The organism is Kitasatospora sp. NPDC056783 (assembly GCF_042789895.1).
In the GTDB taxonomy this organism is placed as follows: Bacteria; Actinomycetota; Actinomycetes; order Streptomycetales; family Streptomycetaceae; genus Kitasatospora.
This window is the reverse complement of the sequence record NZ_JBHUAF010000327.1, coordinates 1-9,866: the sequence shown is the minus strand read 5'-3', so window position 1 is coordinate 9,866 and position 9,866 is coordinate 1. Positions and strand designations below refer to the sequence as shown.

Genomic DNA, 9,866 nt, shown 5'->3' with positions numbered 1-9,866 from the left:
GCCCTCGGCCGTACCGTGGAGGGGTGCAGGCAAGGCGGCGGCGTCGTTACTACTTCGCCATGATGGGCGTGTGCCTGGGCCTGTTCGTCATGGCCTGGGGCGTGGTGCGGTTCTTCTCGGTCGGCGCGGCGATCGGCATGTGCGTGGTCGCCATGGTGATCCCGCCCGCCGCGGCGGTGTTCGCCAACAAGCGGGACCGGGACGACGACTGGTGGGACGACCCGCGCTGGGACGACCCGAAGTGGGACGAGCCCGGCCACGACCGGGACCGCCCCGACCACGAGGAGCGCCCGTAGGCGTCGGACGTCAGTACACGAGCGCCTGGACGCCGTCCGCCATGATCTCGCTGACGAAGACCTGGGCGCCCGCGATCCGGACACCCTCGACGGTGTCCTTCTGCTCGATGCCCCGCCGGACCGCGCACTGGGTGCACAGCGTCACCGAACCGGCCGCCAGGATCGACTCCAGCAGGTCCGGCAGCGGCGCCGCGTGCGGCAGCTCGAACTCCGCCGCCCGGCCCGGCAGCGCGAACCAGGAGGACTCCCCGGTCAGCCAGAGCGAGACCTCGATCCCGCTGGCGACGGCCACCGCCGCCACCGTGAACGCCTGCGAACACCGCTCCGGCGCGTCCGCCCCTGCGGTGACCTTGATGACCAGTTTCTTCGACATGGCGCCACCATAGAGCGCCCGCCGCCCCGCCCGTCCGGCATCCCCGGAACCCTTGGGCAAAGCTTGGGCAGCCGTGGGAGAACGACGCGAACGGCGACGTGGTGGGGCTCACCGCGAGCGCCCGGAGCCCGCCGGATAGAGTGAGCGGAGCAAAATCCACCACACTGTCGCCGCCTGGGAGCCCCCCGTGTCCGGTCTGGAAATCTTCTTCGACGGTCTGCTGGCCCTGATGGCCGTGCTGATCACCTGGTTCGCCGTCTTCTCGGTGATGAAGCTGTACCAGGGCCAGCGCTGAGCCTGCCGTACGGTTGAGGCAGTCCCACACCGACGACGACAGCGACCAGGAACATGATCGAGATCCCCTCTGACCTCCACAAGGACGTCGTCCCGCTCGCCTTCCTCCTCGGCACCTGGGAAGGCGCGGGCGTCTATGCCCCGCTACCGGGTGAAGGGGGCCCCGGCGCGGAGAAGTGCAACTTCGGCCAGGAGATCGTGATCCGGCACGACGGCCGGCCGTTCCTGGAGTTCCGCTCCCGCACCTGGGTGCTGGACAACGAGGGCGAGAAGGTCCGTCCGCTGGAGAACGAGCACGCGTTCTGGCGGATCACCAGCAACCACGACGGCACCAGCGGCGTCCGGGGGATCGAGATCTCCTCGGTCCGCGACGACGGCACGGTCGAGATCTGGTACGGCGAGCTGGCCGACGGCAAGCCGCAGGTCGACGTCTCCACCGACGCGGTGGCCCGGATCGAGGGCTCGCCGGAGTACTCGGGCGGCAAGCGGCTGTACGGCTTCGTCAACGGCGAGCTGCTCTGGGTCGGCGAGAAGGCCGCCCCGAACGTGCCGCTGCGCCCGTACATGTCCGCGCAGCTGAAGAAGGTGCTCAGCCCGGCCCAGCTGATCAAGGACATCAACGACCTGCCGGACGACGGCATCGCCTTCTTCAAGTAGGAGGCCGGGCGGCCGGACTTTCCGTGCACGAGGTAGGGACCGGCCGGGCGGCCGGTCCCTACACTTGCCTCAGGACCCCCGACCTTGGCAGGGACAGCACCGTGGCGGACACCGGCACCACCGACTGGCAGCTCTCCGGCGACTGGAAGAGCGACCTGCGCGAGCGCGGCTACCGCCTCACCCCGCAGCGGCAGCTCGTCCTGGAGGCCGTCGACGAACTCGACCACGCCACCCCCGACGACATCCTCTGCCACGTCCGCCGGACGGCCAGCGGCGTCAACATCTCCACCGTCTACCGGACCCTGGAGCTGCTGGAGGAACTCGGCCTGGTCTCGCACGCCCACCTCGGCCACGGCGCCCCGACCTACCACCTGGCCGGCCGCCACCACCACCTGCACCTGGTCTGCCGGGACTGCGAGCAGGTGACCGAGACCGGCACCGAGATAGCCCAACCGCTGATCGACCGCCTGCGCGAGCGGCACGGCTTCGACACCGACCTCAAGCACTTCGCCATCTTCGGCCGCTGCGCCGACTGCACCGCCAAGCTCGCCGGGGACCGGCCGTAAGCTGGCCGGTATGACCGGTGTGAAGAGCCCGCTGCTTTCCCTGCCCGGAGCCGTCCCCGCCGAGGGGCCCGACGAGGGTGTCGCCGCCCACTACGGCGACATCTTCCGGGAGCAACGCAACCTGTCCCGGGGCACCGGCTTCGTCGACCTCTCGCACCGCGGCGTGGTCACCGTCACCGGCGCGGACCGGCTCTCCTGGCTGCACCTGCTGCTCACCCAGCACGTCAGCGAACTGCCGCCGCAGCAGGCCGCCGAGGCGCTGGTGCTCTCCCCGAACGGGCACGTCGAGCACGCCCTCTACCTGGTGGACGACGGCACCACCACCTGGGCGCACGTCGAGCCGGGCACCCAGGAGGCGCTGGTCGCCTACCTGGAGGGCATGAAGTTCTTCTACCGGGTGGAGGTCGCCGACGCGACCGCCGAGTACGCCGTGGTCCACCTGCCGGCCGGCTCCACCGGCTCCGTCGAGGGTGTCGCCGCCGTCCGCGAACTCCCCTACGGGCGCGACCTGTTCGTGCCGCGCGGCGAGCTGGAGCGGCTCACCGCCGGGTACGGCCCGGCGGCCGGGGTCTGGGCGTACGAGGCGCTGCGGATCGAGGGCCACCGGCCCCGGCTGGGCTTCGAGACCGACCACCGGACCATCCCGCACGAGGTCGACTGGCTGCGCACCGCCGTCCACCTCCAGAAGGGCTGCTACCGCGGCCAGGAGACCGTCGCCCGGGTGCACAACCTGGGCCGCCCGCCGCGCCGGCTGGTCTTCCTGCACCTGGACGGCACCGAGGAGACGCTGCCCCCGCACGGCACCGAGGTGCGGCTGGCGGCCGATCCGGACGGACGGGCGCTGGGCTTCGTGACCTCCTCGGCCCGGCACCACGAGCTGGGGCCGATCGCGCTGGCGATCGTCAAGCGGAACGTCCCGGTGGACGCGGTGCTGCTGGCCGGGACGGTGCCGGGCACCCAGGACGTGATCGTCCCGCAGTAGCGGTCCGCGGTCTCAGACCTCGACGAGGACGGTGAACGGGCCGTCGTTCACCAGCGCCACCCGCATGTCGGCGCCGAACCGGCCCGTCTCCACTACGGCGCCCAGGTCCCGCAGCCGCGCCACCACCTCGTCCACCAGCGGCTCGGCGACGGGGCCGGGGGCGGCGGCGTTCCAGGTGGGGCGGCGGCCCTTGCGGGCGTCTCCGTAGAGGGTGAACTGGCTGATCACCAGCAGCGGGGCGCCGAGGTCCGAGCAGGACTGCTCCACGCCCTCGTCGTTCGCGGGCAGCAGCCGCAGGCTCCAGAGCTTGCGGGCCAGCTGGGCGGCCTTGGCGGCGGTGTCGTCGTGGGTGACGCCGACCAGGACGCAGAGCCCGGGCCCCTCGATCGCGCCGACGGTCTCACCGGCCACGGTCACCCGGGCCTCGGTCACTCGCTGCACCACTGCTCGCATGCCGCCATTGTGCCGGAGCGCCGTACGGCCCCCGGAGGGCCCCCGGCGCCGGGCCGCGCCCGTTCCACGCCCGTCCCGTGCCCGCCGGGGCGGCCGGCCACGGCGCACACCAGGGGCGCGCGCAGAGGTGGTGCACGCCGTGGTGTGCGCGCCTGCGCGGAAGCGGGCGCCACTCTTCCTGCGGAAAGGCCCGGTCATATCAGCCACCCCCGTTCGCCAGGGGGCCGTTCGGGTGCACGGGCGGTGCGCGTGCGCCGGGAGGGGTGGCACGCTGGTGGACCGTACGAAGGGTCCGGGGCGCCAGGAGGTCCGCCGCGCCGGGCCGGGGTCCGGCCGGGCGGCCGAGCCGGCGGGCGGCCGTGGCCGGGCCGGAACCTCCGGGGCTCCCGGACGGCCGGTGGAAGCGGGGCCCGTCGGGGGACGGGACGGACCGGCGGCAGCGACGGGGTGCCGCGAGCGGGCGGGATCGGACGACGTCAGGTGGTTGGGTGATGGACGCGAGCAGCGCGGCGCGGGACCGGTCCGGGCCGGTGGTGCGGGCCCTCGGGGGCCCGTACGGCCGGGCGCCGGGCGCGCAGGACGAGCCCGACCTGGAACGGCTGGGCCTGGACCAGCTGCGGGTGCTGCGCCGGGAGACCCTGGAGCAGGAGGCCGACCTGTCCTACCTGCGGCGGCTGCTGCACGGGCGGATGGACATCCTGCGCGCCGAACTCGACCGGCGGCCCGGCGTCGGCCCGGTCCGTCCGGCCGGCCCCTCCGGTCCGTCCGACCCGGCCCCCGGCGACCTGCTGGACCGGCTGCCGGCCATCCTGACCGACGCGCCCTCCAGCGTGCGGCGCTCGGCCCGGCACGTCACCCTCGGCCCGCCGCGCACCGAGGAGTCCCGGCTGGAGGCGGACACGCTGATGGGCGACGTCCAGCTCGCCGATCTGGCGGCGCACCCGGCCGAGGAACTGCTGGCAGCCCTGGAACGGCTGCGGGCGCACGAGCGCGAGGTGTCCGGGCGGCGCAGGCGGCTGCTGCGCACCGCCGACGGTTGCAGTGCCGAGATCACCCGCAGGTACCGTGATGGGGAAGCACGGGTCGACGACCTGCTCGCAGGGGGGCCGCTCTGACCGGGTGAGCCACCGCGGGCGGTGGGCCCGGCTCTCTCCCGGCCCCACCCTCGCCCCGGAAGGCTCATCCGCCATGTCCCTGCCCGTCACCGCGCCCGTTCTCGCCGAGGTCGTGCGCTCCGGTTTCGTCGAGGGCCGTCACCGCGGCTCCCTGGTGCTGCTCGCGGCCGACGGCTCGGTCGAGTTCGCGCTCGGCGATCCGGACGCGCCGGTCTTCCCCCGGTCGACGGCCAAGCCGTTCCAGGCGGTGGCCACGCTGCGGGCCGGGCTGGCGATCGAGGGCGAGCTGCTGGCGCTGGCGGCCTCCAGCCACTCCGCAGAATCGTTTCACCTTGATGGTGTGCGGACCATCCTCGGCTCCGCCGGGCTCGACGAGTCGGCCCTGCGCACCCCGGCCGACCTTCCGCTCGACGAGACCGAGGCGGAGCTGCGGCTCGCCTCCGGCGGTGGCCGGGCGCCGATCCTGATGGACTGCTCCGGCAAGCACGCCGGCTGGCTGGCCGCCTGCGTGGCCAACGGCTGGGACACCGAGAGCTACCTCGACCCGGCCCACCCGATCCAGCGGCTGGCCCACGAGGCCCTGGAGGAGGGCACCGGCGAGACGGCCGCGCACGCCGGGACGGACGGCTGCGGCGCGCCGCTGCTGGCCGTCACGCTGACCGGCCTGGCCCGCGGCTACCGCGGCCTGGTGCTGGCCGCCGAGGGCACCGAGCGGCGCCGGGTGGCCGACGCGATGCGGGCCCACCCCGAGTACGTGGCCGGCACCCGCCGGGCCGACACCTGGCTGATGCGGGCGGTGCCGGGGGCGCTGTCCAAGATGGGCGCCGAGGCCGTCCAGGTGGTGGCGCTGCCGGACGGTCGGGCGCTGGCCTTCAAGATCGAGGACGGCACCGAGCGGGCCCGCGGCCCGGTGCTGGCCGCCGCGCTGCGCCGGCTCGGGGTGACCGGGGCGGACGAGACCCTCGCACGGATCGGCGCGGCCCCGCTGCTCGGCGGCGGCGCCCCGGTCGGCGAGGTGCGGGCGGCGTTCTAGGGCCCGCCCGGGTCCCGCCCGGGGTCCGGGGGCCGGGGCCAGGGGCCGTCCGCCGGGGTGCGGGCGGAGCCGGGCCGGTGCACGGTGGACCGGGGGCCGTCGCACAGCGCAGGGAGTCCGCCATGACCGACCACGTGTACCGGGTGACCGAGATCGTCGGGTCCTCGACCGAGAGCGTCGACGCCGCGATCCGCAACGGGGTGGAGCGGGCCTCCCGGACGCTGCGCAACCTCGACTGGTTCGAGGTCTCGCAGGTCCGGGGCCACCTGGAGGACGGCCGGGTCAAGCACTACCAGGTGTGCATCAAGGTCGGCTTCCGGCTGGAGGAGTGACCCGGTCCGGCGCACCGCCCCCGGACACGACAGGGGCCGGGACCCGCGGACGAATCCGCGGACCCCGGCCCAGGCTGTCCCGACCTACCTCGAACTGCCCTGGATCGAACGAGATCGGAACGACGGCTCAGTGGCCGCCCTGCTCCGCCAGTCGCTTGATCGAAGCGGTGACCTCGGCCTCGGCCTCGGCGCGGCCGACCCAGTTGGCGCCCTCGACGGACTTGCCCGGCTCCAGGTCCTTGTAGACCTCGAAGAAGTGCTGGATCTCCAGGCGGTCGAACTCCGACACGTGGTGGATGTCGCGCAGGTGCTCCCAGCGCGGGTCCGTCGCCGGGACGCAGAGCAGCTTGTCGTCGCCGCCGGCCTCGTCGGTCATCTGGAACATGCCGATGGCGCGGCACTTGATCAGGCAGCCCGGGAAGGTCGGCTCGTCCAGGATGACCAGGGCGTCCAGCGGGTCGCCGTCCTCGCCGAGCGTGCCCTCGACGTAGCCGTAGTCGGCCGGGTAACGGGTCGAGGTGAAGAGCATCCGGTCGAGCCGCAGACGGCCGGTCTCGTGGTCGACCTCGTACTTGTTGCGAGAGCCCTTAGGGATTTCGATAAGGACGTCGAATTCCAACGGTTCCTCCAAGGTAGGGACTGACAGAATCCAAGTGTCTCCTACGGGAGTGAGTGCTTGGGAAAGGGGCCGGTCGGTGGGAGCAGGGGGCGGGGTGGCGCGTCGCCGCGCGGGGACGGCCACGGGGACGGCCGCGGGGCTGTTCGGGGCGGCCCTCCTGGTCGTCAGCACGGTGCTGACCGCGGGCGGAGCGCACGCGCAGCCGTCCCCCTCCACGGGCGGGCACAGCGCGGGTCACGGCGAGGACGCCGACCACGACGGGCGGGGCGGCCACGACGGACACGGGGGCGGCCACGACCGGCGCGGGGGCGACCACGGGAAGGGCGACGCCAGGCTCCGGTCGAGCGACGGCCCGAGCGCCGCACCCTCCCGCCGGGGCGCGCCCGCCGCGGCCTCCGCGCCCCCCGCCGCCTCCGCGCCCGGTGGCGGCGGATCGCCGCTCGCACGCCCGGCCCTCGCGTCGGGCGCCGTCCTGGCGGCGGCCGACGGCGGCCCGGACGCGACCCTCCCCACCGCGCAGGGCCTCCAGCAGGCGCTCGCCGGGGCCCTGGCCGACAAGAGCCTCGGCGAGGTCGCCTTCGCCGTCGCGGACGCCGCCTCCGGCCGACTCCTGTACGGCTCCGGGGAGAACACTCCGGCGACCCCCGCCTCCACCACCAAGCTGGCCACCTCGGTCGCGGCGCTGTCCCTCATACCGGGCGACACCCGGCTGACCACCCGGGTGGTCCGGGGCACGGACCCGGGCACGATCACCCTGGTCGGCGGCGGCGACCCGACGCTCACCGCGCTGCCCGCCGACCAGGTGCGGATAGGCGGCCAGCCGGCCGACGCCGACACCGCCCCGGCCTCCCTGGACGCCCTCGCCCAGCGGACCGCCGCGGCCCTCAAGAACCTCGGCACCACCGCGGTGCGGCTGGACTACGACCTGTCGATGTACGCCGGCGGCCCGCGGCACGGGAACCACGACGGTCAGAACATCGCCCTGGTGCAGCCGCTGATGGTGGACGAGGGCAAGGTGGACCCGAGGAGCCGGGACGACGCGCCGGACCGGGTCGCCGACCCGGCGGCGGCGGCCGCCGACGCCTTCGCCGCGCTGCTCGGCGACCGCGGCATCACGGTGACGGGCAAGCCCGGGCTGGCCGCCTCGCCCGCCCCCGCCCCGGCCGCCCCCGGCACGGTCCTCCTCGGCAGCGTCGACTCGCCGACCGTCGCCCGCCTGGTCGAACGCCTGCTGACCACCTCCGACAACCAGCTCGCCGAGGCGATCGCCCGTCAGGTCGCCCTCGCCGCCCACCAGCCGGCGAGCTTCGAGGGGGCGGCGGCCGCCGTCGCCCAGGAGCTCGCCCGGCTCGGCGTTCCGACGGGCGACGTGGTCCTCCACGACGGCAGCGGCCTGCACCCGGGCAACGCGGTACCGCCCGCGGTCCTGGTCCGACTCCTCGCCCTGGCCGACGCCGAGCAGCAGCCCGCCCTGCGCCCGGTGCTCACCGGTCTCCCGGTCGCCGGCTTCACCGGCACCCTCGACAAGCGCTACGGCTCCGCTTCCGGCTCGGCCGACGCCGCCGGCCTGATCCGCGCCAAGACCGGCACCCTCAGCGGCGTCAACACCCTCGCGGGCACCGTCGTCGACGCCGACGGCCGGCTCCTCGCGTTCGCCGTCATGACCCGAACCGCCGCCCCCGCCGACACCGCCCGGGCCGCCATGGACCGCCTCGCCGCCCGCCTGACCACCTGCGGCTGCCGCTGACCGACCCGGTGCTCCGCACTCCGCGCGTTCGCCCGGGTCGGTCCCGGGCCCGCGCCACCCCGCCCGGCCCGCCGCCGGACCGCCCCGGCCCTCGGCGCGGCCCTCCGGACCGGCCCCGCGTCGGCGGGCCGTCGGCGGGGGAGAGGTGTTCACGGCGGGTGGCTGCCGTTGGTGGTGGGGAGCACGTACGGTGAGGGCATGACGAGCGCGAGTGGCGGTGCTGACATGGTCGACTGGAACCTCGCGGTCGCAACCGCGACCAGATTGGTGCGGCCGGGGCCGGAAGTGAGCCGGGAGGAAGCGGCGGCGGTGGTCGCCGAGTTGCGCCGGCACGCCCTGGCGGCGGAGGAGCACGTGCGGGCGTTCACCGGCATGCGCTCGTCGAGCCTGTCCCAGGCCGCGGCGACGCCGGTGCTGGTGGTGGACCGCCCGGGGTGGGTGCGGGCCAACGTGGCGGGCTTCCGGACGGTCGTCCAGCCGCTGGTGGAGAAGCTCCAGGCGCGACGGGCGAACAGCGCGACGGCCGGGGTGTTCGGCGCGGTGGGGGAGAAGGCCACCGGGATCGAGGTCGGGGCGCTGCTGGCGTTCCTGGCCACCAAGGTGCTGGGCCAGTACGAGACCTTCGCGCCCGCCGAGCCCCCGCTGGAGGCGCCGGACAGCCCGGCCGCGCTGTTCGACAAGCCCAGGCTGGGGCCCGACGGCCCCGGGCCGGGCCGGCTGCTGCTGGTGGCGCCGAACATCGTGCACGTCGAGCGGGAGCTGGACGTCGACCCTTCCGACTTCCGGCTCTGGGTCTGCCTGCACGAGGAGACGCACCGGACGCAGTTCACCGCGGTGCCGTGGCTGCGCGATCACATCCAGTCCGAGGTGCAGTCGTTCCTCGCGGAGACGGACGTCGACCCGGGTGCCCTGCTGGAGCGGCTGCGGGACGCGGCGGGAGCCTTCGGCGGGCTGCCGGGCGGCGGCCGGGAGAGCGCCTCCTCCGGGAACCTGCTGGAGATCGTCCAGTCGCCCGCGCAGCGCGAGATCCTGGGCCGGCTGACGGCGGTGATGTCGCTGCTGGAGGGCCACGCGGACGTGGTGATGGACGGCGTCGGGCCGGCCGTGGTGCCGACGGTCGCCGAGATCCGGGAGAAGTTCCAGCAGCGCCGGGACCGCGGCGCCAACCGGCTGGACCTGCTGCTGCGCCGGCTGCTGGGCATGGACGCGAAGCTGCGCCAGTACCAGGACGGCGCGGTGTTCGTGCGCGGCGTGGTGGAGCAGGTCGGCATGGAGGGGTTCAACCGGGTGTGGACCTCCCCGAACACCCTGCCGACCAAGGACGAGATCCACGACCCGGCCGCCTGGGTGGCCCGGGTGGCCCGCTGACCGCGCGTCCGTGGCGCGGGCGCGCCACGGA

12 protein-coding genes are annotated in these 9,866 nt (G+C 74.7%); 9 read left to right on the top strand and 3 right to left on the bottom strand.

Annotated elements, in window-relative coordinates:
* Positions 1 to 59: 59 nt before the first annotated feature.
* A complete protein-coding gene (locus ACFRMQ_RS31945; RefSeq protein ID WP_380734214.1) occupies positions 60 to 296 on the top strand; it encodes a hypothetical protein in 237 nt (78 codons plus the stop codon).
* 10 nt (positions 297 to 306) lie between these two features.
* Here ACFRMQ_RS31945 and ACFRMQ_RS31940 read toward each other — a convergent pair whose 3' ends face one another.
* Positions 307 to 669 carry a DsrE family protein gene (locus ACFRMQ_RS31940; protein WP_380701892.1) on the bottom strand — a complete coding sequence of 121 codons (363 nt, stop codon included), beginning with the start codon at positions 667 to 669 and terminating at the stop codon, positions 307 to 309.
* A gap of 348 nt (positions 670 to 1,017) precedes the next feature.
* Between ACFRMQ_RS31940 and ACFRMQ_RS31935 the strand changes: the two genes are divergently transcribed.
* The 3 genes from ACFRMQ_RS31935 to ACFRMQ_RS31925 all read left to right on the top strand — a co-directional run bounded on the left by ACFRMQ_RS31935 (position 1,018) and on the right by ACFRMQ_RS31925 (position 3,168).
* Positions 1,018 to 1,620, top strand: a complete 603-nt coding sequence (locus ACFRMQ_RS31935; protein WP_380701894.1) for an FABP family protein — start codon at positions 1,018 to 1,020, stop codon at positions 1,618 to 1,620.
* Positions 1,621 to 1,721: 101 nt separating this feature from the next.
* Positions 1,722 to 2,186 carry a Fur family transcriptional regulator gene (locus ACFRMQ_RS31930; RefSeq protein WP_380734211.1) on the top strand — a complete coding sequence of 155 codons (465 nt, stop codon included), beginning with the start codon at positions 1,722 to 1,724 and terminating at the stop codon, positions 2,184 to 2,186.
* Between the two features lie 19 nt (positions 2,187 to 2,205).
* Entirely contained in the window at positions 2,206 to 3,168 is a 963-nt protein-coding gene (locus tag ACFRMQ_RS31925) for a YgfZ/GcvT domain-containing protein (protein WP_380734213.1), read from the top strand.
* 12 nt (positions 3,169 to 3,180) lie between these two features.
* Here the strand turns inward: ACFRMQ_RS31925 and dtd are convergent, their stop codons facing one another.
* Positions 3,181 to 3,621 (bottom strand): D-aminoacyl-tRNA deacylase, encoded by a 441-nt coding sequence (gene dtd / locus ACFRMQ_RS31920; RefSeq protein ID WP_380734210.1) that lies wholly within the window; start codon positions 3,619 to 3,621, stop codon positions 3,181 to 3,183.
* A gap of 491 nt (positions 3,622 to 4,112) precedes the next feature.
* Here dtd and ACFRMQ_RS31915 point away from each other — a divergent pair, with 491 nt between their 5' ends.
* From ACFRMQ_RS31915 to ACFRMQ_RS31905, 3 genes are all read left to right on the top strand, one after another.
* Complete coding sequence (locus ACFRMQ_RS31915) at positions 4,113 to 4,736, top strand: ABC transporter substrate-binding protein (protein ID WP_380734209.1); 624 nt, start codon at positions 4,113 to 4,115, stop codon at positions 4,734 to 4,736.
* 73 nt (positions 4,737 to 4,809) lie between these two features.
* A complete protein-coding gene (locus ACFRMQ_RS31910) occupies positions 4,810 to 5,769 on the top strand; it encodes an asparaginase (protein WP_380734208.1) in 960 nt (319 codons plus the stop codon).
* A gap of 122 nt (positions 5,770 to 5,891) precedes the next feature.
* Positions 5,892 to 6,101 carry a dodecin gene (locus tag ACFRMQ_RS31905; RefSeq protein WP_380734207.1) on the top strand — a complete coding sequence of 70 codons (210 nt, stop codon included), beginning with the start codon at positions 5,892 to 5,894 and terminating at the stop codon, positions 6,099 to 6,101.
* 127 nt (positions 6,102 to 6,228) lie between these two features.
* Here the strand turns inward: ACFRMQ_RS31905 and ACFRMQ_RS31900 are convergent, their stop codons facing one another.
* Positions 6,229 to 6,720: an inorganic diphosphatase gene (locus ACFRMQ_RS31900; protein ID WP_030244505.1), complete on the bottom strand. Its 492-nt coding sequence runs from the start codon at positions 6,718 to 6,720 to the stop codon at positions 6,229 to 6,231.
* A 94-nt stretch (positions 6,721 to 6,814) separates the two neighbouring features.
* Between ACFRMQ_RS31900 and dacB the strand changes: the two genes are divergently transcribed.
* On the top strand, positions 6,815 to 8,467 hold the full coding sequence (dacB, locus tag ACFRMQ_RS31895) for a D-alanyl-D-alanine carboxypeptidase/D-alanyl-D-alanine-endopeptidase (protein ID WP_380734206.1): 1,653 nt from the start codon (positions 6,815 to 6,817) through the stop codon (positions 8,465 to 8,467).
* Positions 8,468 to 8,665: 198 nt separating this feature from the next.
* Complete coding sequence (locus ACFRMQ_RS31890) at positions 8,666 to 9,835, top strand: zinc-dependent metalloprotease (protein WP_380734205.1); 1,170 nt, start codon at positions 8,666 to 8,668, stop codon at positions 9,833 to 9,835.
* Positions 9,836 to 9,866: the final 31 nt, after the last annotated feature.

Excerpts from the sequence above, each read along its gene's own strand:
- ACFRMQ_RS31940 (WP_380701892.1), bottom strand. The coding sequence starts at position 669 with ATGTCGAAGAAACTGGTCATCAAGGTCACCGCAGGGGCGGACGCGCCG.
- ACFRMQ_RS31935 (WP_380701894.1), top strand. The coding sequence starts at position 1,018 with ATGATCGAGATCCCCTCTGACCTCCACAAGGACGTCGTCCCGCTCGCC.
- dtd (WP_380734210.1), bottom strand. The coding sequence starts at position 3,621 with ATGCGAGCAGTGGTGCAGCGAGTGACCGAGGCCCGGGTGACCGTGGCC.
- ACFRMQ_RS31910 (WP_380734208.1), top strand. The coding sequence starts at position 4,810 with ATGTCCCTGCCCGTCACCGCGCCCGTTCTCGCCGAGGTCGTGCGCTCC.
- ACFRMQ_RS31905 (WP_380734207.1), top strand. The coding sequence starts at position 5,892 with ATGACCGACCACGTGTACCGGGTGACCGAGATCGTCGGGTCCTCGACC.
- ACFRMQ_RS31945 (WP_380734214.1), top strand. The coding sequence starts at position 60 with ATGATGGGCGTGTGCCTGGGCCTGTTCGTCATGGCCTGGGGCGTGGTG.
- ACFRMQ_RS31890 (WP_380734205.1), top strand. The coding sequence starts at position 8,666 with ATGACGAGCGCGAGTGGCGGTGCTGACATGGTCGACTGGAACCTCGCG.
- ACFRMQ_RS31915 (WP_380734209.1), top strand. The coding sequence starts at position 4,113 with ATGGACGCGAGCAGCGCGGCGCGGGACCGGTCCGGGCCGGTGGTGCGG.